The organism is Tateyamaria pelophila (assembly GCF_019966495.1).
Lineage (GTDB): Bacteria > Pseudomonadota > Alphaproteobacteria > Rhodobacterales > Rhodobacteraceae > Tateyamaria > Tateyamaria pelophila.
The window spans coordinates 1-20,000 of sequence record NZ_JAIMIA010000013.1 but is presented as its reverse complement, the minus strand read 5'-3'; the positions used below and the strand labels follow the sequence as shown (position 1 = coordinate 20,000).

The 20,000-nt window shown below is 60.3% G+C and carries 19 protein-coding genes and 1 pseudogene; 8 read left to right on the top strand and 12 right to left on the bottom strand.

The features are described 5' to 3' along the window. Position 1 precedes the first annotated feature (1 nt). Entirely contained in the window at positions 2-379 is a 378-nt protein-coding gene (locus LC354_RS06520; RefSeq protein WP_223422193.1) for an ExbD/TolR family protein, read from the top strand. After that, on the top strand, positions 376-1,719 hold the full coding sequence (locus tag LC354_RS06515) for an energy transducer TonB (RefSeq protein ID WP_223422191.1): 1,344 nt from the start codon (positions 376-378) through the stop codon (positions 1,717-1,719). Before LC354_RS06520 ends, LC354_RS06515 begins: the two co-directional genes overlap by 4 nt. 149 nt (positions 1,720-1,868) lie before the next feature. Here LC354_RS06515 and LC354_RS06510 read toward each other — a convergent pair whose 3' ends face one another. From LC354_RS06510 to LC354_RS06480, 7 genes are read right to left on the bottom strand one after another with little or no spacing between them, the layout of a single operon-like run. Beyond that, entirely contained in the window at positions 1,869-3,131 is a 1,263-nt protein-coding gene (locus LC354_RS06510; RefSeq protein ID WP_223422189.1) for an ABC transporter substrate-binding protein, read from the bottom strand. 17 nt (positions 3,132-3,148) lie between these two features. Beyond that, a complete protein-coding gene (locus LC354_RS06505) occupies positions 3,149-4,105 on the bottom strand; it encodes a branched-chain amino acid ABC transporter permease (RefSeq protein WP_223422187.1) in 957 nt (318 codons plus the stop codon). Then, positions 4,102-5,016, bottom strand: coding sequence for a branched-chain amino acid ABC transporter permease (locus LC354_RS06500; protein ID WP_223422185.1), 915 nt, complete (start codon positions 5,014-5,016; stop codon positions 4,102-4,104). The genes LC354_RS06505 and LC354_RS06500 overlap by 4 nt, the downstream gene beginning before the upstream one ends. Then, complete coding sequence (locus tag LC354_RS06495; RefSeq protein ID WP_223422184.1) at positions 5,013-5,744, bottom strand: ABC transporter ATP-binding protein; 732 nt, start codon at positions 5,742-5,744, stop codon at positions 5,013-5,015. The genes LC354_RS06500 and LC354_RS06495 overlap by 4 nt, the downstream gene beginning before the upstream one ends. Continuing rightward, on the bottom strand, positions 5,737-6,498 hold the full coding sequence (locus LC354_RS06490) for an ABC transporter ATP-binding protein (protein ID WP_399203108.1): 762 nt from the start codon (positions 6,496-6,498) through the stop codon (positions 5,737-5,739). The genes LC354_RS06495 and LC354_RS06490 overlap by 8 nt, the downstream gene beginning before the upstream one ends. An 8-nt stretch (positions 6,499-6,506) precedes the next feature. Next, complete coding sequence (locus LC354_RS06485) at positions 6,507-7,580, bottom strand: aldo/keto reductase (protein WP_223422182.1); 1,074 nt, start codon at positions 7,578-7,580, stop codon at positions 6,507-6,509. Continuing rightward, the gene (locus tag LC354_RS06480; protein WP_223422180.1) at positions 7,577-7,954 is read right to left on the bottom strand and encodes a TIGR04076 family protein; all 378 of its coding nucleotides are present in this window, start codon (positions 7,952-7,954) and stop codon (positions 7,577-7,579) included. The genes LC354_RS06485 and LC354_RS06480 overlap by 4 nt, the downstream gene beginning before the upstream one ends. Positions 7,955-8,070: 116 nt before the next feature. Between LC354_RS06480 and LC354_RS06475 the strand changes: the two genes are divergently transcribed. Both LC354_RS06475 and LC354_RS06470 read left to right on the top strand, forming a co-directional pair. Next, entirely contained in the window at positions 8,071-9,537 is a 1,467-nt protein-coding gene (locus LC354_RS06475) for an aldo/keto reductase (RefSeq protein WP_223422178.1), read from the top strand. A gap of 86 nt (positions 9,538-9,623) precedes the next feature. Next, the gene (locus LC354_RS06470) at positions 9,624-10,658 is read left to right on the top strand and encodes a zinc-binding dehydrogenase (protein WP_223422176.1); all 1,035 of its coding nucleotides are present in this window, start codon (positions 9,624-9,626) and stop codon (positions 10,656-10,658) included. Between the two features lie 389 nt (positions 10,659-11,047). Here the strand turns inward: LC354_RS06470 and LC354_RS06465 are convergent, their stop codons facing one another. From LC354_RS06465 to LC354_RS06455, 3 genes are all read right to left on the bottom strand, one after another. After that, entirely contained in the window at positions 11,048-11,422 is a 375-nt protein-coding gene (locus tag LC354_RS06465) for a DUF4399 domain-containing protein (protein ID WP_223422174.1), read from the bottom strand. Positions 11,423-11,630: 208 nt separating this feature from the next. Beyond that, positions 11,631-11,849: a hypothetical protein gene (locus LC354_RS06460; RefSeq protein WP_223422172.1), complete on the bottom strand. Its 219-nt coding sequence runs from the start codon at positions 11,847-11,849 to the stop codon at positions 11,631-11,633. A 104-nt stretch (positions 11,850-11,953) separates the two neighbouring features. Beyond that, positions 11,954-12,535 carry a VOC family protein gene (locus LC354_RS06455; protein ID WP_223422291.1) on the bottom strand — a complete coding sequence of 194 codons (582 nt, stop codon included), beginning with the start codon at positions 12,533-12,535 and terminating at the stop codon, positions 11,954-11,956. A gap of 172 nt (positions 12,536-12,707) precedes the next feature. Here LC354_RS06455 and LC354_RS06450 point away from each other — a divergent pair, with 172 nt between their 5' ends. Continuing rightward, on the top strand, positions 12,708-14,270 hold the full coding sequence (locus tag LC354_RS06450) for an exosortase/archaeosortase family protein (RefSeq protein ID WP_223422170.1): 1,563 nt from the start codon (positions 12,708-12,710) through the stop codon (positions 14,268-14,270). Then, positions 14,267-16,111 carry a hypothetical protein gene (locus tag LC354_RS06445; RefSeq protein WP_223422168.1) on the top strand — a complete coding sequence of 615 codons (1,845 nt, stop codon included), beginning with the start codon at positions 14,267-14,269 and terminating at the stop codon, positions 16,109-16,111. The genes LC354_RS06450 and LC354_RS06445 overlap by 4 nt, the downstream gene beginning before the upstream one ends. Before the next feature lie 401 nt (positions 16,112-16,512). Here the strand turns inward: LC354_RS06445 and LC354_RS06440 are convergent, their stop codons facing one another. Continuing rightward, positions 16,513-17,523 carry a serine hydrolase domain-containing protein gene (locus LC354_RS06440; protein WP_223422166.1) on the bottom strand — a complete coding sequence of 337 codons (1,011 nt, stop codon included), beginning with the start codon at positions 17,521-17,523 and terminating at the stop codon, positions 16,513-16,515. A 353-nt stretch (positions 17,524-17,876) separates the two neighbouring features. Here LC354_RS06440 and LC354_RS06435 point away from each other — a divergent pair, with 353 nt between their 5' ends. Next, positions 17,877-18,368, top strand: a complete 492-nt coding sequence (locus LC354_RS06435; protein ID WP_223422165.1) for a hypothetical protein — start codon at positions 17,877-17,879, stop codon at positions 18,366-18,368. 436 nt (positions 18,369-18,804) lie between these two features. Here the strand turns inward: LC354_RS06435 and LC354_RS06430 are convergent, their stop codons facing one another. Further along, positions 18,805-19,461, bottom strand: a complete 657-nt coding sequence (locus LC354_RS06430) for a GntR family transcriptional regulator (protein ID WP_223422163.1) — start codon at positions 19,459-19,461, stop codon at positions 18,805-18,807. Positions 19,462-19,702: 241 nt separating this feature from the next. On the opposite strand from LC354_RS06430, the pseudogene LC354_RS06425 reads away from it, so the two are divergent. Next, positions 19,703-19,801 (top strand): annotated as a pseudogene (locus LC354_RS06425) (IS200/IS605 family transposase); the annotation flags it as partial. Positions 19,802-20,000: the final 199 nt, after the last annotated feature.

Here is a 20,000-nt window from a genome sequence, read left to right as displayed (position 1 = left end):
CATGATCCGCCCCGCCCCGCCCCGCCGTCCGCGCGACACCACCATCGCCCTGATCAACGTCGTCTTTCTGATGCTGATCTTTTTTCTGGTGGCAGGCACGGTCGCACCGCCGCTCGATCCGGATCTCGCATTGGTGGAGACATCGGATCTGGAGGGGCGCGAACCTCCGGACGCACTGGTGCTCCGTGCGGATGGGACGCTGAGTTTTCGTGGTGTGACCACCGATCCGCAAACCTACATGGTGGATCATGACACCGGACCGGTGCGGATCGTTCCGGATCGAAATGTTTCGGGCGCGCGTCTGGTCGAGGTGACTGGGATCTTGCGGCGACTTGGGGCGCCGTCCGTGAGGCTTGTGACCGAGCGAGCGCTGGAATGATAAGACGATCCGCGATCATCGCGGTGGCAGCCATTCTGCTGTCACTGTTGTTACATGCCTACGGCTTGACCTTTTCCGGCGGCGTGTGGCCCAGGGCATCCGTCGAAGAGGGAACATCCGATGTGATCACTCTGAACAAGACGTTCGAGGACATTGCCGATGCTCTGGACGATGCCGAGCCGTCCGAGCCCGAACGCGCCCCTGAACCTCAGCCAGAAGAGGAGACCGTGCCGGAGCCGGAAGAAGAAACGGTGCCGGAACCAGAAGAAGAAACAGTCCCGGAGCCGGAGGCCGCCGAGGTTCCGACAACGGAGGTGTTGGTCGCGTCGTCCAATCCACAAAATACCCCGGCGCCTGATACAGGCTCGGCGCAGGTTGTCCGACCTGACGCGACAGGACCTGCCGATTTCGAGAGCGGGACCGTGCCGGAACCGGAAACCGTACAGCCGGCAGGCGGGAACGACACGCAAGTTTCGGATGCCCCGACGCAGCCGGTGGAGCCAGACACCGTGGCGCAAACACCGCTGGGCACGCCGGATGCCACCACACCGGCGGCCGAAGCCCTGGCAGCCCCGGTCGCACCTGAGCCAACGGCTGCCCAGACGCCAGAACAGCTTGCAGCCCTGCCGCCTGCCGCTGTTCCTGCGGTGCCCGTGACCCCGGTTGCCCCGACACCGACGCCATCGACTGTTCCGGTCATTCCAGTGGCCCCGGAAACGGTCGAGCCCGAAACGCTAGAGCCGACCGAGGTATCGCCGGAAACGATTGACCCCGAAACGCCGGACATTTCGGTGGACCCCGAGACAACGCCAAGCGTGGACGCCGAAGACGACACCAGCGGGTCGGATCCGTCGCTCGCGTCGTCGTTGCGCCCGCAGCTTCCCACGCGCAGGCCACCGGCAGAGCAGGCAGGCCAGTCCGACGGTGACGCCGTTGCGGAAACCGGCACGCCGCGCTCTCGATTGTTTGAATCGCCGCTGACGGCCTATCGCCGTGACGGAACGGACCTGACGATCCTGGAGGACGGTGGCACCCGGTCGGGGGGGCGTGGTTTTCAGAACTCCCGCGGACCCGGAAACTCGGACGTGACCAACTATGCGGGTCGGGTTCTGGTGCACCTCAATCGCGTGCCTGCCGTGCGGGTTGCCGGGCGCGGTTACGCCCGTGTTTTCTTTGAGATCAACCCGGATGGATCTGTGGGTTCAATCGGCATCATCGAAGGCCAGGGGCCGATCGACATCGAACGCGCGGCCCGCGCGCAAATTCGGGCGGCGGTGCCGTTTCCGCGCCCCCCCAACGGCAACGTGCGCAGAATGTCGTTCGTCTATCAGGCGAACTGAGCGCACCTGGACCGATTGACGTAGAAGTCGACTGCATCGGGGTGTTCAGTGAAGAAGCGCTGCCTTTAAAGCCCTTGAATGATGACAGCCGCCCCAAGCGCGGGCGGCTGTCCGACTATTTTCGACCCAGGCCTCGACGGCCAGCGGTGTTATTGGAGCGAGGCGATGAAGGCGTCGACATCGTCCAGCGACAGAAACTCGACCTCCTCAATGCCGCTTTCGGAGAAGGACCAGACGACCGCAGGCGCGGATACATCACCATTGCCGTCAAACCGGACGTTTCCTGTCGCGCCCTGGAACATCACGGTGCCGCCACCGGCAAGGATTTCCTTGGCACTGGTGAACCCGGCGGTATCGGCGCTGACGGCAGTCCCGTCCGGGTCGGTGACGCGTGCGACGGCTGCGGCAATCTCGGCACCTGATGCATCCTTGCCCGCCGCTTCCATCGCCAGAAGGGCGATCATCGTGGCGTCATAGCTGTTGGCGAGGCCGGGGCCGTTCGGCTCGGACTCGAAACGTTCGACATAGGCCGCGCGGAAGGCGTCAGCACTGTCGGCCCGTGGCGATGCGGTGTCGGTGCCAAGCGCGTTGCCGAGATATTGCAGGCCGACATTGTCGCGGAATTCATCGGATTTCAGCGCGTTCGCCATGATCATGTTCTGCGTCCCGCCCAGCGAAATCCACTCGCGCACGGCAGCGGTGCCTTCAGCCGGATAAAGCGCAAGATAAAGTGCTTCGGGCTGGGTGGACAGCGCTTCGGTCACCTCTGCGCGGTAGCTTGGTTGACCGTCATTGATCGCAACGGATGTGGTCACCTCCACTCCGACGGCCGCGAAATCAGCGGCGATCTGGCGGGCCATGTCCTGACCCCAATCGTCGTTCTTGTAAAGTACGGCGATGGTTTTATAGCCTTTGTCCTGGGCGACTTTGGCGCCGACGGCTGATTGAACACCCGTGGTTGCGAAGGTGCGGAACCACAGCCCGTTGGTCTTGCCCTCTTCGGCGAGAGTGGTGAACGCGGTGGAGGACGAACAACACGACATCTGCATCACGCCGCCCGGGACGGTGACGGATGTCAGGATCGGCATCGACACGCCCGATGATACGGCCCCCAGCAACACGTTCACGCCCTCCAGATCGACGAGCGCCTTGGCGGCGTCCACCCCGACCTTGGGGTCCACCTGGGTGTCGCGCAGCACCATTTCAATCTGGCATCCGGCGGCGCCGCCCGCGGCATTGACCTGATCAACGGCAAATTGCGCGGTCTCGGCGATGGGGCGGCCCCAATCGACAGACGTGGGCAGAACGGCCCCGATCTTGGTCGTGCAGTCTTGCGCATAGGCTGCGCCGGACATCATCGTCACGCTCAGCGCCAGTCCAAAACCGGCCCCTAGTTTTTTCGTCATAGACATGAATTGTATTCTCCCTGTTATGCGGATGGGGTTTTCCCCCTTTGTGAAACGACAAGCCGCTCTGGCAGGAGCCCGTGGGGGCGCCACATCAGCATGCCGACAATAACCGACCCGATCAGTATGAATTGAACTGAGCCAGTGTAAAGCTGTGCCTCGATCGGCGCAAAACGTGACAACGCCCAGCCAGAGGCTGTCCAGGCGCCCCAGATCAGGAATGCGCCGAAAATCGCGCCACGATTGTTACCCGCCCCCCCAACGATGAGCATGGCCCAGATCTGGAATGTGAGCGTTGGCAGCACGTCTTGCGGACTGACGAAAGCATAGAACGTGCCATAAAGCCCGCCGGCCAATCCAAGGATGACCGAGCCGGTGATGAACGCCATCAGGCGGACCCGGGCCGGGTTCTTGCCCAGCGACTGTGCGGCTTCTTCGTCTTCACGGATGGCGCGCAACAGGCGGCCAAAGGGGGAAGCGACAAGGCGTTCCAGAAACAGATAGGTTGCGATTAGGATGACCAGGACAACCAAGAAAAAGAAGATGTTGTAGGTAAAGCCATCGCCCAATGCATCGCGCAATGGGCGCTCGAACCCACGGACCCCCTTGGCGCCGCCCGCCAGCCATTCGGCGTTGCGCATCAGGTTTTCAAAGGCCACGGCCACCCCGAAGGTCGCGATTGCAAGGTAGTCATGCCTGAGTCTCAGCGTTAGTAGCCCGACGATCCACGCCACCAGTCCGGCAATGGCCATACCCCCCAGCAAGGCCAGCGGGTAAAACAGACCATACCCGCCCAAGTGACCGGCCTGCGGCGTCCCGCCCAAGATCAATGTGCCGTAGGCTCCGGCGCCAAAGAACGCGACGACGCCACCATTGAAGAGCCCCGTGTTGCCCCATTGCAGGTTCAGCCCGAGCACGGCAATCGCCAGGATCGAGGCTGTGGTGGCGAAAAACACCAGATAGGAGATGACACCAATCATGCGCGCGCCTCACCGAAAAGCCCGTGCGGGCGCAGGATCAGCACCACGATGATCAACAGGAACGGCACCGATGGCGTGTACCCCGATGGCAGCACCACCAGCGCAAGGTTGCCCGCGATGCCGACGATAAAACCACCCAGCACTGCGCCGTAAACACTGCCGATGCCGCCCACTATGGTGGCGGCAAAGATCGGCAACACCAGGTCGCGCCCCATCACCGGGATCAACTGGTGACTGAGGCCGTAAAATATGCCCGCGACCGCGGCCAATCCGCCCCCGATCAGCCAGACGGCCATAATGGTGCGTTGCAGGTTCACGCCATTGACTTGCGCGAGCGACGGATTCTCGGCCACGGCGCGCAGCGAATAACCGAACGTGGTGCGTGACAGGATCAGGTGGAGCAGGAACATCAGGACCAGCGCCGCGACCAGCACGAAAATCTGGTCGGGTTTGACCAGGATCAGCGGGTCGCGGCTGAGGATCATGGCAAAGGCGATGTCTTTGGAATACAGCTCGGGACTGAGACCAAAGACCAGTCCGATCACGTTTCGAATGATCAGCGCCATGCCGAAACTGGCAAAGACCATCGACAATTCCTGTCCTTTTTCGCGCACCCGTTTGAACACCAGTCGGTCGATCACCAAGGCCGAGAGCCCCGTGAACACCATCGATACAAAGATCGCGACAATCAGCGCCCCGGTCAGCGACAGCGGTGCCAGTTTCACCGCAAACACAGGCACCAAGGCGGATACAAGCGCATCGCAGACCAATGCGGCATAGGCCCCCAGCGACAAAAGCTCGGCATGCGAAAAGTTTGCAAAACGCAGGATGTGCATCACCAGCGTCAGGCCAATCGCGCCCAGCGAGATGTAGGAGCCGGTGAGCACTCCGTCGATCAGGTTCTGGATCATGCGGCCCCCATGCGGCGTGCGCCGAGGTAAATCTCGCCAACGACCTTGTTGTTCAACAGAGCGTCGGCAGGTCCGTCGATCTGGTTGCGTCCTTCGGCCAGGATAAAGCAGTGATCGGCCAGGCGAAGGGCCTGATTGACGTTTTGTTCCACCAGCAGGATCGACACTCCGCTGCGGGTCAGGGTGCGTGCATGCTCCAGCACCTCTTGCGCGGCTTTGGGGGACAAGCCGGCGGACGGCTCGTCCATCAGGATCAGTTTCGGCGCTGTCGCAAGCGCCATGGCGATGGCCAGAAACTGGCGCTGGCCGCCCGATAATGTGCCGGCCTTGTCGCGTTGTTTGTCGGCCAGCGCCGGAAACTGTTCCAGCAACCGGGCCAGACGGGCAGGGGCGCCGGCCCCCGCGCGCCGCAGCGCGAGGTCAAGGTTCTGACGGATCGTGAGGCTGCGAAAGATGTTGTCGGTCTGTGGCACATAGGCGATGCCGCGCGCCGCAAGCTGGTCTGTACGGATATGTGTGATGTCCGCGCCGCCAAAGGTGATCTGGCCGGCGCTGACCGGCAGCAGGCCTGCGATGGCCTTGATCAACGTCGATTTGCCCGCCCCGTTTGGCCCGATGATCAGCGTGATCTGCGCCGGATGCGCGACCAGTGATACCTCGTGCAAGATCGGCAGATCGGGCACGTAGCCCGCCGTGACGCCGCGTGCTTCAAGAACCGCTTCAGGCATCCTCGGTCGTCCCCAGATAGGCGTCCAGCAGAACGGGGTTGGCCAGGGCTTCGGCGCTGGTGCCCTCAAAAATGACCGAGCCTTCGGCGAGTGCAATCACCGGGTCGCAATGGCGCATCACGAAATCCATATCATGCTCGATGATGACAAAGGTGGTGCCTTGCCGGTTCAGCTCTTCGATCTTGCCGATCAGCGTTGCGGTCAGCACCGGGTTCACGCCCGCCGCAGGTTCATCCAGCAAGATCAGCGCGGGATCGCCCATCAGCACGCGCGCGAGTTCCAGCAATTTCATCTGCCCACCCGAGATTTGCCCCGCCGGGTGGTCCGCCAATGGGGCCAGCGTCACGAAATCCAGCACCTCCAATGCTTTGGCGCGGATGCGGGTCTCTTCGGATTTCATCTTGTTGCGAAACAGGAACGGCCCCGAAATCGTCTCGCCTGTCTGGCCCATGGGGGCCAGCATCACGTTTTCCAGCACGCTCATCCGCGCAAAGGGGCGTGGAATTTGAAAGGTCCGCCCCAATCCGCTTGAAAACAATCGATCGGGCGGCAGTCCGGTGACGTCGCGCCCGTCCAGTTGCACGCTGCCGCTGTCTGGTTTCAGCGCTCCGGTGAGCAGGTTGAAGAGCGTCGATTTTCCCGCCCCATTCGGCCCGATGAGGCCGGTCATCGAGCCGCGCCGCACCTGCAACGATACGTCGTTCACCGCCCTGAGCATGCCAAAGCTTCGGCAAAGCCCTTGCGTCGAGAGGATTGTTTCACTCACCCCCCGAACACCTTGTCGTCGGGACGGGTGTTGAGGTTGTATTTCATGATCCGCCCATGCCGCCCGTTGCGGTCCCGCTCCAATGCAAAAACCGACCCGGACGGCCCCGGCGCGATGTCGAGCAGGGCTTTGATCGCGGCGCGGTCTTCATCGTCCAGGGCAAAGCGGAATACTTCCAGAGTCATCGGCAGGTGCCGCGCATAGCGTGCCCCGACGATGGCGGCGGCGACCTGGGGTTGGTCGAGGACCCAACGGGTGGCGACGCTGGACAGCGACACGCCATGCTTGTCGCCGATTGCTTGCAAGATGCCGAGCAACTGTTGAAACCTGTCCCAGGGACCAAATTCGTCGATAATCAGCCGGTATTTGATCAGGCTGCGGTTCTCGAAATCAAAGCCGGGGTCCGCCGCACCGAGCCACCGTTCCGTCAGAAAGCCTCCAGCCAGTGTGCCATAGCACAGCAACTGAAGACCATTTTCCGCCGACCAGTTTGTCAGCCCGTTTTCGGCCCGCCGGTCTAGCAGCGAATATTGCACTTGGGTCGAGACTACGTCGAACCCGGCGTCCAGAAACGGCTGCGTTTCGGCCACGTCCCAGTTGGTGACGCCCAGATGTGCGACCTTGCCCTTTTCCTGACAACGCTTGAGCACTTCAAGCCCGACCTGCGGATTGCCGAGCGAAAGGTCCCACCAGAAGAACTGCACCAGATCAAGCTGTTCGACCTGAAGCCGCTTAAGCGAGCGGTCTATGATTGCCTCGACATCGGCGGGCTGAATATTCTCCAGCAATCCCAGATCCGGCACCAGCTTGGTGTGAACCCGCACACGGCCTGCGATCTCGGCCCCGCGACGTGCGCGCACATCGGAGATGAAATCACCGATCATTTCTTCGACGCCGACATAGATGTCGGCACAGTCGAAGGTGGTGATCCCGGCGTCCAGAAACGCCTCCATGTCACGCACTGCATCGGCGCGGTCAACGGGCCCGTGATCCCCGGCAAGCTGCCAGCCGCCCTTGATCACCCGCGATATCGCATAGCCCGGGCGCAGGTCCGTGGTTTCTACACTCATGTACCATCCTTTTGCCAGTAGGGCGTGCCGCGCTGGTCCGGCTGGCCTGTGGTCGCGGCATGGGTAAAGCGGCGTTTATCCAGCCGCGTGATCCGAAACCGCCCGCCGCAATGCGGGTCAGGGCAGGCGACCTCTGCATCGGTGCTGATCCAGTCGTTGGGGTCGGTCATGCGCTGTTTGACGGGCAATAGCGGCAAGAGGCCGGCCAGAGCGTACATGGAAATTCGGCTGCCGGGCGCGAACACAAGCGTCTCGCCCTCAACCCGAAAGCTTTCGCCTTCGATATGGCGGCAGACAGGGGTGCGCCCGTCCAGTACGGTTTCGACGTTCAGGTCATAGAGCCAGAACGCCCCGCTTTCCGCATCCTCTTTCATCCCCGCCCTTTCCGCTGGACTGTTTCCGGCGCGTCATCTTATCTGGGCCACGTTATCGAAAGTGACACAGTGCTCAAGGGCCATTCGCCCACCGCCACAACAAAACGGAACCCATCATGCCTGACGCCCAGCCCCCGGATCGCCTTCAACTGTCGGAAAAGTTGAATATATCACGGGTGCTGACGGGCCTGTGGCAGGTGGCCGATATCGAAAAAGACGGCGACACGATCGATCCCGAAACCGGCGCGGACTGGCTCGCTGCCTATGCAGACGCGGGGTTCAACACCTTCGATATGGCCGACCATTATGGCAGCGCCGAGATTATCACCGGCACGCTGTTGGCAAGGGGCAAGGCATCGCGTCCTTTGGCCTTTACCAAATGGTGTCCTGCGCCCGGCCCGATGACCCGCGACGTAGTGCGCGCGGGCGTCGAAGACCGCTTGCGGCGGCTGGGCGTTGACCGCGTCGATCTGCTGCAATTCCATTGGTGGAGCTTTCATCACCCCGCGTGGCTCGATGCGCTGCACGAACTGGCGCAGCTGCGCGACGAGGGTTTGATCGCCGAGATCGGCGTGACCAATTTCGATGCGGCCCATGTGGATGTCGCCCTGTCTGACGGTGTGCCGTTACTGACCAATCAGGTCTCTTTTTCCTTGCTGGATCGACGGGCGGCCGGGCCTCTGTCCGAGCTTTCCAGCCGCACCAATCTGCGGCTTCTGGCGTATGGTACGCTGTGCGGTGGTTTCCTGTCGGAACGGTGGCTGGGCAAGCCTGAACCACAGGATATCCCCGACTGGTCCAAGATGAAGTACAAACGCTTTATCGACACGACAGGCGGCTGGGATGCGTTTCAGGGCGTCCTTGCGGCGGCAAACACGATTGCTCAAAAATACAGCGTTTCCATTCCCAATGTCGCCACACGCTGGGTTCTGGATCACCCGGCGGTGGCCGGGGTCATCGTTGGCGCGCGCCTTGGTGAACGGGTGCATGTCGACGACAATCGCCAGCTTTTTTCCTTTACGCTGGACCCGGAAGATCACGCAGGCCTGTCCGAAGCCTTTGCGAATACGCGCGACGTTCCGGGGGATTGCGGCGACGAATACCGCCGCCCGCCATTTCTCACCGCGTCTGGAGACCTGAGCCATCATCTGGAGACCATGCCGTTGCAGCACGAAGCAGAGGCAAATCCGATGCGAGAGGGCGGTCAGCGGGTCTTGAGCGGATCGAAATGGGAAGATATCGCGGGATACGCGCGCGCTCAGAAAATCGGGGATCGTATCCTCGTGTCGGGAACGACGGCGACTGCGGGCGCCGACCGTATTGTGGCCTTGGATGATGCAGGCGCTCAGACCACTTATGTGATCGACAAGATCCTCGCGGCCCTTGCCGCCTTTGGAGCGCGTGCCGAAGACGTGGTCCGCACGCGGATCTACATCACGGACGAAGCCGACGTCGAAGCAATCTCATTGGCGCACGGGCGAGTGTTCGGAGACGTCAAGCCCGCCAACACATTGGTTGTCGTCGCGGGGCTGATCGGTGGCTACCGGGTCGAGATCGAAGCCGAAGCGATCGTCGCGCCATGATTTTTGGTGACGTTGCTTGATGCGCCCGCTTCAACGCGCGATGAAACACTGGCCGCCCCGGCGGCTCAATAATGAAAGGTGATGCGATGCGCGCTGCTGTCGTCCGTGACTTCAACAAGGATCTTTCCATCGAGACCGTTGATGATCCGGCCTGCCCGGACACCGGGGTGGTTCTGAAGGTTGCGGCCTGCGGAGTCTGTCGGTCCGATTACCACGGATGGACCGGCGAGCATCCGCGCGTGGAAAGTGGCTCGATTCTTGGGCACGAGTACTGCGGCACGGTGGTGGAGGCGGGCGCAAAGGCCCAGTACAAGATTGGGGATCGCCTGATCGCGCCGTTCATTCTGGCCTGCGGCACCTGTCCGGCCTGCCACAAAGGCGTCTCAAACACCTGCGAGAATGCGATTGTGCCAGGCTTTGGGGCGCCGGGCGCCTATGCCGAATATGTGGCGGTTCCGTTTGATCATAACCTTGTATACCTGCCGGATACGATGTCGCCCGCGCTGGCGGCTGGACTGGGATGCCGGGTGACGACGGCATGGCATGCATTGACCGACCGCGCCAACGTCCGGGCCGGAGAGTGGGTCGCGGTGCATGGCACGGGCGGGGTCGGGCTGGCGACTTTGCTGCTGGCCAAGATGCTCGGGGCACAGGTTGTCGTTGTCGATATTGTCGAGGAGAAACTGGCTCATGCGCAGCATCATGGCGCGGATGCGGTGGTAAATGCAGCCAAGACCGACGCGGCGGCCGCCATCCGAGAGATTACAGGCGGCGGTGCGCAGGTCTCCGTCGAGGCGCTGGGGATCGAAGCCACGACCAATGCATCGGTTGAATGCCTCGCGACATTGGGCCGTCACGTGCATGTCGGCATGCCCGCAGGCAGTGGCCAGATGCAGATCAACATGCGTGCGATATACAGCAAACAACTGGCGTTTTTTGGCACCCGTGGGATGCCTGCGTGGAAATACCCGTCGCTGTTGGACATGATTGCGCGGGGTGCGGTCGATATCAGCCCGATGGTCGCGCGGGAAATTCCGCTGTCCGGCGCCAGCGCCGAGCTGCGCGCGATGCACGGTCCAACATCCCCCGGCACGGCTGTGATAACAGATCTGACGCGCTAGGTCAGGTTGTCGGCGGGCTTGATTTTCTGGCAAACCGGGTGGCCGCCAAGCAATTGGGACATTTTGGCCGACACAGGCGTATCAAACGCAAAATAGGGTTTTGTCCCTCGGCACGCCGGACACGAAAGGTGAATGCCTGTTCGAATAAAAAAACGCGCGGAACTTTGCGCAGGTGTATGCGGGTCGCAACCGGACGCCCGAAATCACAATTGCAACAAGCACACCCGCACACTCTAAATCATCCAAACCACGGCCTGTCCTCGGCCGCGACACCGGATTTGCCGATGTCGCAAGTGCATGCCACAAAGCGCTTCGTTCGCGATCGTCCGGTTTGCTGTGCGGTGCAGGTTGCCCCTGCTGCGAGGCAAACCGGATATCACTGGCAGTCTTTAATTCACGGTGATCGTTATGGTGTCGCTCATGACAGGTGGATCATGCGGCACGTGGCTCCAATCGCCCAACAGCAGTTGAAGCGTATGCGTCCCGGCAGGCAGTTCTTTGGTGACTTGCGTTTGGCCGCCGCCGAAGTGGACGATCTGGTCGGTGGCGGGCAAGCTGTACTCAAGGTCCAGGGTGCTAGGGTCGGTGTTGATCAAGAGGTGATGGTGCCCGGTGTTTTCAACTTCGGTACCTGCGGGCGCAATGCCCATGCCTTCCAGCCCAAAAACGATTGTCACCGGATTTGAAACCGTCGCGCCATCTGCCGGCGAAACGATATAGGCCCGTGCGCCCTCTGGCGCGGCAACGCGATGTCCTTCTGCCATAACGGTTCCTGCAAGCAGAATTCCGAGTGCAGTTGTTTTGATTAAATGCTTCATACTGTCCTCCCAAACAGGCGGGCCCACGCCCGTCCAGATCAAATTTAGCCCAAAGTCTCTCCGAAGCAATAAAGGGCAACGGAAGAGTGTCCTAGCGTTGTTTGGCGCGCAAAGCTCTGCCCGGTCGCTTTGCCCCGCGCGAAAGCCTGTTCCGTCAGGCCAGTTCGTGTGCGGACAAGCCGATGCCCATCACCAATGTCAGGATAACTGGTAGCCGTCTGAAGCGGGTATCGTCCGCACAGCAAAAGACCGCAATACCCATTGCGGCAGCGAGCAAGCCGCTTGGAATGGTAACCAGCCCGGTGATCGGACCCGCGGCAACGCCGCTTGACCGGGGCACTGTGGCAGGGTTTGACCACAAGATCCGGCCCAATCAAGACATCAAAGGTGCGAAGCAGCCTGTTGGTGATCGCGTCCGGCCTCTCAATCAAAAACAAACTGGCGAGCCTCTTGCGCGTTCAGGCAGACGCCGCGTGTTCAATAGGCTTTGCGGGGTGATCTGTCTTCAGAGAGAGAGTTTTGCCGACGTTGCACCAGCAATGCGATGGCATCCGCCAGATGTTCGCGGTCGATATGGTGATCGCCCTGCGCCACGCGGATCTTGTGGGCTTCGATCATCACGTCCGCATGGCGGCACCCCTCGGGCGGCTCGAATCTGTAACTGGCAATCTCGATCCGCAGACCGAGCGGATCACGGAAATAGATTGAATCCATGAAACCCCGGTCCACCGGCCCCGAATGCGAGACACCTCGCGCATCCAGACGTGCGGCCACTTGCCCAAACGTGGCCTGGCTCACGTTGAATGCGAGGTGATGCAGCGACCCTGTCGCCTCCGGTACGGGTGTCGCGTCGCGCTTGCGATCTTCGTTGGTGAATATCGTGATCAAACGTCCATCGCCGGGGTCGAAATAGAGATGGCCCTCGTTCGGGTCATCGAGATTGGGTTGATCGAAGATAAACGGCATACCCAGAATGCCCTCCCAGAAATCGATCGACGTCTGGCGGTCGGCGCCGATTATCGTGATGTGATGGACGCCTTGAGTTTGGATTTTCTTCAAGTCATTTGTTTCAGACATTTTCTTACCCGGTTCTTGGTGTGCAGTTTGGACGGGACGTGACGTGTTTTAGAAATTTGCGTGCGCAGAGGGAGATCTTAACAGGTATCGGAATTGCCGAATTTGGGGTAAACTAGCCTGATAAATTGTATGATGACAGGAAAAGCCCGTCCCGATGTCGTTTGTGAATTGGATCCCGACGAATGTCAGACCCTCTTCCCTCATCGTTCCCGCCGCCATCCTCATGCTCTATTCGGTCTTGCTCTGGCCGGGTGCGTCCTATGCAGCGTCCGCTTGGCTGCGGCCCGAATACTCCCACGGGCCACTGAGTGTCATCATTTTTGGTGCCCTCGTCCTGAGGCAGTTGGGAATTGACCCAGAGGACGTTTTCCGCACCAGACCGGACTGGGTATCGACGGCCTTTCTGGTTATGAGCCTGATCCTTGCAGGTCTCTCAACGCTGTTCTCGCTCGGCGCGCTGTCTGCCTTCACTGGTTTCCTCGTTATCTGTGCCGTCTTCTACTGCCTGCTGGAGCCGCGCAAGTTTGTACGATTCATTCCTGCGCTTCTTGTCCTGCTCGTCGCTTTGCCGCTCCCGGAAAGCCTGTTCTGGCAGGTTCAGAACGGATTGCAGCGCATCACCGCTATCTGGGCCGTCGGCCTGACGCAGATTGCGGGCACAAATGCGCAGCTTGTACACAACGTCATAGATGTGGACGGGATTTACCTCAGCGTGGCGCAGGCCTGTTCGGGGTTCCGGTACATCTTGCCGATCCTCAGTTTTGCCGCCGTTGTCGCGGCGCTTGTGCAGGGGCCGATCTGGGTCTGGGTGGCAATCGTGATCCTTGCAGCGCCAGTTGCAATCGTGATGAATGCGGTCCGTGTGGCGATCCTTACCGTTATTGTGGAGATCCGGGGCGATGCGTCCCATGTCACGGGCTTTGCGCATTTCCTCGAAGGGTGGCTTATTTTCCTGACATCAATCGTGCTTCTGTTTGTTCTGGTCAAGGTTTTGAACCGCCTCGCCGGAAACCGGGATCCTCTCGCAGACCAGTTTGATCTGGATTTCGCGCCGGTTCGGGCCGGAGCGCGGCGATTGTCCGAGATCCAAACCGCGGGACTGGCGCGCTGGGCGGTTCTCCCCTTGGTCGTGGCCGTCGGCATTTCGCTGGCCGGGCCTTTGCTGGCTCCTTTGTCGCCGAGGGTAGGAGATCAGACCGCCGTGCGATACGGCGAGTGGTTCGTGGTCCGCGACACCTCGCGGCATTTGCCGATCGAAACCAGTGCGCAAAGCAGCGGGTTCTCGGTTATTCTGGTTAGGGAAGCCCCCTACGGCGTCATCAGCTATGCGCGGATGGCGCGGAAGGACGAATTTTTCGCTCCGTCCCTGCCGCGCGCCTTTTTATCGGATTTGCCGGACTGGGAAGTTGAGCGCCTGCGGTACAGGGTGATCCCGGCCGGGCCGGAGACCGCGCAGCCGTTGCGGGTCGCCGAGCTTACGGTAGTTCGCGGGTTTGCCCGTCAGCTGGTGTTTTACTGGTTCGACGGGGCGTGCGGGCCAATGGCCTCACTGGCAGGGTCGCGGGTCGGCGAGATTTGTCCGCACCGTAGCGACGGCAGCCGCGCTGCGGGATGGGTGCGCGTGTCGACGCGCATGTCCTCCGATCCGGGCGCGGAGGAGGTCGCGGCCGAACGTCTGGCAGAGGTCGCCTTGTTGATCGCGGACAACGCGCGGTGACGTTCTCGGAGTTTGACGAAATCATTTTCGATCCCGCTTCGCGGGCGCTGCTCTATGCCATCGCAATCGGAACTGCGATAGCGCTCCTCGATAACGTGCGGGGGCTGCGCCAGCCTCTGAGTGCGTATTTCGAACGGACCGAGGACCTCTCGTGGCAGGCCCGCTTCGTGGCCGTCTTTGACAGTATGTTCGGCACGGGCTTCTTCAGCCTGCGGGGGTTCCTTCTGTCCTCCGTGATTTCGCTCGCGTCCGTTTCGGTTGTCGCGTTCGTCCTGTGGAAATACCTTCCTGAGCGGACATTCTGGGCCAATCCTGACCCTGACATGATCCGTTTCGTGGCGATTGGGGCGGCGATCAATGTCATCCCGGATTATTTCTCCCTCCGTCTGACGCGTTTCCTGGTCGGGCAGATGACGCGGACCCGCTCGTTCTGGGCGCATGCCACGATCGTGGTCGCGGATCTTGCGTCATCCACCTTCATCATCTGGTCGAGCATCGCGGTCGTGCGTTTCATACGGGGCGAGCCCGGTATGTCGGTTCTCGAGATGGCGGTGCTCTTCTCGCCTTACTCGGCGTATTTCTATTCGACCTTCGTGACGTCCCTCGCGGCGCTGATCTTCTTCCTCCTGATCGTTTCGCGCCGCTTGGTTCTGAGCTATTTGGCTCGCTGGTTGACCGTAATGACGCGCCGGTTCGTCACTCCAAAGATCTCCCGCCGCGACGCGCCCTTTCGAATCCTCGGCCTGTCGCAGATCGGCATTTCCTTTTCCGTCCTGTTCATCGCCTTTTTTGCCGTCAGCCCCGGCGCGACCGGGGTCGCCCGTATGGACGCAGCGCTCTGCGATGTCTTCGGCGAGCGGCTGTGCCTGTACGCGGCACGGCTTTCACCTGACGAGATGTCGAAGTTGACCATGCTCCGCCGGGCCTGTGATGGAACGCTCAGTTTGCAATGCCTTGAGGACGCAGAAAGCATCATTGATGGGCAAAGCGAGGAAAGTCTAAGCCTGATGTCGCTTGCCTGTGATTTGGAAGAGCCGGACGGCTGTGTTGTCGCGGGGCAAATGGCATTCGCAACAGGCGACACGGATTGGGCGTTCGCCTTGCACGAACGGGCATGCAGTCTGGGCCTATCGTCTGCCTGCTATGCGGCAGGTCGACCTCAGATGTCCGAGCAGATCGGGAAGGACGAAGAGACGGCGCAAACACTCTCCCGGTTCGAGATGGTTTGCGAGGATGGGGTTGGGGCAGCATGTTTCGACTTGAGCCTACGGTTGGCCAGGGTGGACGGAACCCAGCCCGAAGTCGTGGTGGCCCGGATGCAGCAAGCCTGCGACCTCGGGTTCATCGGGGGGTGCGGCGAGTTGGGGCTATGGTATCTGAGCGGTCGCGGGGTCGAACAGGATCAGGCACGCGGACGGGCCTTGATCATCTATGCCTGTGCCAATGGAGCCGCAGAGGGCTGTAGCCGTTTGGCGACGACGATTATGTCGTCCGATGCGGCTGATCCCTCCGGCACCGAAATCGCGATGCTGATCGCCGAAGGATCCTGCATCGGGGCCGATGAAGAAGGATGTCGGCTTTATTCCGGCTTCATCGTCAGAGGAACGGAAAAGGGCGCACCGGACGCTCGCAAGGCTCTTTCGGTGATCTTGTCGAGAGATCCTGACAACCATGCGGCGCGCAAGGTCTTGCTGGAACTTCTGATCTTATCTGGGGAGATATCAGCGGCGCAGGAAGAGATTGACAAGGGGCTCCGCCGTCCGGGGAAATCTGTGTATTACTGGGATCTTGGCAAGACGTTGGGGATCCTTGCGGATGATGCCGGAGGCGCGGAGAATTAGCCGGTTTGCGCGGCCGACGCTGCCCATTCGTCCACGGGTTGTCTGGCAATGCAATGCGCAATACCTCGTATCGGTCAGATCCTCTGGGCCTGTTCTGGCTTGCTGTTTCCATCCGGAAACGAGGCCCATTCAAGATCATCGCCTGATCGCGGACGGGGATGCGGACGTTCTGGCAGAAAAGGTCTCTACTCGCACAGGGAAAGCGCCGATGATAATATCCAGAGCCTGCTTCACCTCAGCGATGACAGAATCTATGCTGAAAGCGCACTGTGGACCACTTCGATTGGCGCGCCAGAGCCTGTCATCAAGGGGCGATGCGCCGTTCGAGGTCTCCGCTCAGGCGTCGTCAAGGCCGGGGTTGTCGTGAATGCGACGCCTGCGGCGCGCCCTTTTGGCACAACCTAAGTCACGTCCCTTTGCGCCGTGGGGATGATCGATTGATCGATCAAGCGGATCAACGCGCCAAAATAGCCACCACTTCGGGCGGGTTGCGTCGGGTCAGAAGTGATCGCGACAGTCAGTGCCAGGTCCGGGATGACGCAGATGATCTGACCACCATACCCCCGCGCCAAGGCGTATTCGACGCGACCAGCCCGACCCAGGAACCACCCATAGCCATATTCCAGCCCGGAAAAGACCGACCGGGTGGCGGGTTGAAACGACGCGCGCACCCAGGCTTGGCTCAGGACCTGTGTATCGCCTGCACGCCCTGCATTACGGTACATCTCGCCAAAGCGGATCATCGCGGACAGCGACAGGGCCATCTCATTGCCGCCCAGATAACGCCCTTGCGGATCGCGCGTCCAAGCGGGGATGTCGATGCCCAATGGGCGGCCAAGGCGCGCGCGCGCAAGCGACAGCAAGCTCTCACCCGAAACCTGAGACAAGACCGCTCCCAAAACATGGGTCGTCCCGGTGGAGTACAGCATTTGCGCGCCGGGCTCCGCCACCATTGGCCGCGACAATGCGTTTGCCACCCAATTGCTGCTGCTGACCCAGCCGCCATAGTTTGCGCCCGACGTCCGCTCGAGCCCGGCTTGCATCGTGACGAGATTACCAACCGTGATCGCGGCCACCCCGGTGTCCGCACCCGGCGGGATAAGGCCCGGCGCGACCTCGCCCAGAGTGGCATCCAAAGACGGGATTTCGCCCCGATCAAGAGCCGCCCCGGTCAACGCCGCAACAATCGTCTTGGACACAGATTTGATGGGCACGACACGATCAAGGGCAGGGCCGCGAAACCGCTCGGACAGGACAGGAACGCCGCGCTGCTGGATCACGATCGCGTGGCATTGCTCCGAACTGCGCGCCTGCGCGGCCACGCCCTGCCACCCCTGCGTCTGGGCCGCTCCGGGGTGGGCGACAAATGCGGCGGTCACCGCGAGAAAGGAGCGACGTTTCATATTCGGCATATTTTGTCCTTTAGGCTTCACCCTGAATTATGTCGCCAAGACCGTCAGACCACTCAGATAACCGTGATGTCCGCAGGTATTTCGCATTTTGGCTCGCATTCTCTCCAACCCGCCCAGTCGCGTGCAACATGTCGTTGCTCTGCGGTGTGCCGTGCAAACTGATACCGCGCTTGCGATCAACGCCCGGTTTTGAAGCTTTCGCAAAGTCGACGCAACTGAATGTTGACAACCATAAGAGGAATAGAGCTAATTCCAGATACGGCTTCAAGTGAGGTGCAAGACAGTGACCCAGGCACCCGCTTAACGCGGCGGAGCAAACAGTGTGAACACGTCATGGAATTTTGGAGAGTGAAATGATGAAACTGCTGTCAAAAACCATGGTCGGATGCTCGATTGGCCTGATCGCGATAACAGGCGCGGCGGTGGCGGAACTTCAATATATGGATGATCGTTCTACACCGGAAAAGCTGGTTCAGAGTTACTATAACGCGATCAACCAAAAGCAATACGCGCGTGCATTTGAATATTTCTCGGAAGGTTTCGCACCCAACAACTATGAGAGTTGGATGCAGGGCTATGCGGGAACCGAAGCCATATCAATTCAGTTCGGTGCAACGCAGCCGGACCCGGGCGCCGGACAGATCTATTGGGCGTTACCGGTGGCGATCTCTGCGTCCATGTCGGATGGCACCACAAAGGTTTATGCAGGTTGCTATACAATCCATCTGACCGCTCCGGACATGCAAACGGATCCGCCGTTTCAGCCGATGTCCATCAACGGCGCGAAGCTGAGCGCATCGGACAAGCCCATTCATGCAGCGGTACCAACAAGCTGCGATTCCTGAATCGTTTTGAACCGCCCGAGACATGTGATGCGTTAGCGAAAGACTCCATGGGTGCGCTTGCGAGGGATGTACAAGCTGTCCGCGACCCGGTCATAACCCCGTGCCATACTTCACGTTGAAAGCACGACTGGTCTGGTGAGGCTGTGCACTGAGGGCCAGCCGCGCCGATCCCTCCTGCGCCGCTTCCATCTACGTCAGTCATGTCCCTCATGGTGGGTGTCCATCCCCGATGCCACACCTTTCGCTGGGCAGACTTTCAATGCTTATCGCGTCTGCACGCATGCCGGGGTCCGTTTTAGTCATGCCGTTATGTTTCATTTATGTTGCACAATACCAGTTCAAAGGAACGGATGACGGCCGTGCGATATCCCGCGACAACTTGGCCGAAACGTGGGTCTGCCCATGGAAAACCAGTCTATGAGTCCCGAAACCAACCCTATTCCGCCGCCGTTTTCAGCGTCGAAAGCAAATGGTGAAATTTATCGCCCTGGACAGCGATATGCTGACGCATGACACCCGCTGCACGGTCCGCGTCTCCGTCGGTAAGTGCGCGCAAAATGCTCTCGTGTTCAGCCATGGATTGTCGCAGGCGCCCGCGCAATCTGAGCTGCAAACGGCGAAACGGTTTTAGGCGACGATACAAACGGGACGCCTCGGCTTCCAGAAAACCGTTGCCCGATTGCGCGTAGATGATGTGGTGAAAGCGTTCATTTTCAAGGTAATAGCGATCAGGGTCCTGTTCACGGACCGCCTGCTCACATTTCTCGTTGGCTTCGCGCAGCTCCTCCAGCGCCTCATCGGAAATGCGTGACGCCGCATAGCGCGCGCATGCGGCCTCAAGCTCCGACATCACTTCAAACATCTCCAGGAGTTCAATGGCACCCGGCTGGCGCACAAACACCCCACGGCGCGGTCTTTGTTCCACCAGGCCCGCCTGGGTCAACCGTTGCAAAGCCTCGCGGACAGGTGTGCGCGACACGGAGAAACGTTTGGCCAGTTGAACTTCGTCGAGGCGTTGGTTGTCGTCAAAAACCCCTTCGAGGATCATTGCTTCGAGGTCGTCGGCGATGGAGTCTGTTTGCTTCTTGGCCATGTCTCTTGCAACTCCAAGCTTGGGACCAATCACTGCTGTGGGCCACGATGTAATACACAGACAAAGTTTTTGTATACAAAAACTTGACTATTGTGCACGTCACGTCAATTTACTTTCCACCTAATGGATCGAAGCCACCGGCTTCTAGCCGGTCCGCTTCAGCGAATCTTTCTCTGATCTTCTCTCCTGAATTTTGAAACCCGCTGTGGCGGTATGGTTTCAAAATTCAGGAGAGAAGATCATGCGTTATTCCAAATCCGCGCACACGCGATTTTACCACAGGTACCACGTCGTGTGGGCAACAAAATACCGCTACAAAGTCTTGCAGGGTTCGATGCGTGTAGCGCGACAATCTGGATGCGAGGAGCGCGTCAATCAGGATGAGAATCCTTGGTCGCGACACTTGAGACGATGCCGTCGTTTTCTATCGCGATCAAGGGTTTTGTGTTTTTGATTGTCGCGGCGCGTCAATCAGCTTGGATGTTAGCCGGTGTCGCTCTTTGAGCTGGGCGCCCAGGCCCCTTTGCTTGTTCGGCGGC

What these genes read in the sequence shown, in the direction of transcription:
- LC354_RS06485 (WP_223422182.1), bottom strand. Translation starts at nt 7,580, where the DNA reads ATGAGTGTAGAAACCACGGACCTGCGCCCGGGCTATGCGATATCGCGG.
- LC354_RS06520 (WP_223422193.1), top strand. Translation starts at nt 2, where the DNA reads ATGATCCGCCCCGCCCCGCCCCGCCGTCCGCGCGACACCACCATCGCC.
- LC354_RS06430 (WP_223422163.1), bottom strand. Translation starts at nt 19,461, where the DNA reads ATGGCCAAGAAGCAAACAGACTCCATCGCCGACGACCTCGAAGCAATG.
- LC354_RS06515 (WP_223422191.1), top strand. Translation starts at nt 376, where the DNA reads ATGATAAGACGATCCGCGATCATCGCGGTGGCAGCCATTCTGCTGTCA.
- LC354_RS06440 (WP_223422166.1), bottom strand. Translation starts at nt 17,523, where the DNA reads ATGCCGAATATGAAACGTCGCTCCTTTCTCGCGGTGACCGCCGCATTT.
- LC354_RS06470 (WP_223422176.1), top strand. Translation starts at nt 9,624, where the DNA reads ATGCGCGCTGCTGTCGTCCGTGACTTCAACAAGGATCTTTCCATCGAG.
- LC354_RS06435 (WP_223422165.1), top strand. Translation starts at nt 17,877, where the DNA reads ATGATGAAACTGCTGTCAAAAACCATGGTCGGATGCTCGATTGGCCTG.
- LC354_RS06510 (WP_223422189.1), bottom strand. Translation starts at nt 3,131, where the DNA reads ATGTCTATGACGAAAAAACTAGGGGCCGGTTTTGGACTGGCGCTGAGC.
- LC354_RS06475 (WP_223422178.1), top strand. Translation starts at nt 8,071, where the DNA reads ATGCCTGACGCCCAGCCCCCGGATCGCCTTCAACTGTCGGAAAAGTTG.
- LC354_RS06500 (WP_223422185.1), bottom strand. Translation starts at nt 5,016, where the DNA reads ATGATCCAGAACCTGATCGACGGAGTGCTCACCGGCTCCTACATCTCG.
- LC354_RS06450 (WP_223422170.1), top strand. Translation starts at nt 12,708, where the DNA reads ATGTCGTTTGTGAATTGGATCCCGACGAATGTCAGACCCTCTTCCCTC.
- LC354_RS06465 (WP_223422174.1), bottom strand. Translation starts at nt 11,422, where the DNA reads ATGGCAGAAGGACATCGCGTTGCCGCGCCAGAGGGCGCACGGGCCTAT.
- LC354_RS06505 (WP_223422187.1), bottom strand. Translation starts at nt 4,105, where the DNA reads ATGATTGGTGTCATCTCCTATCTGGTGTTTTTCGCCACCACAGCCTCG.
- LC354_RS06480 (WP_223422180.1), bottom strand. Translation starts at nt 7,954, where the DNA reads ATGAAAGAGGATGCGGAAAGCGGGGCGTTCTGGCTCTATGACCTGAAC.
- LC354_RS06495 (WP_223422184.1), bottom strand. Translation starts at nt 5,744, where the DNA reads ATGCCTGAAGCGGTTCTTGAAGCACGCGGCGTCACGGCGGGCTACGTG.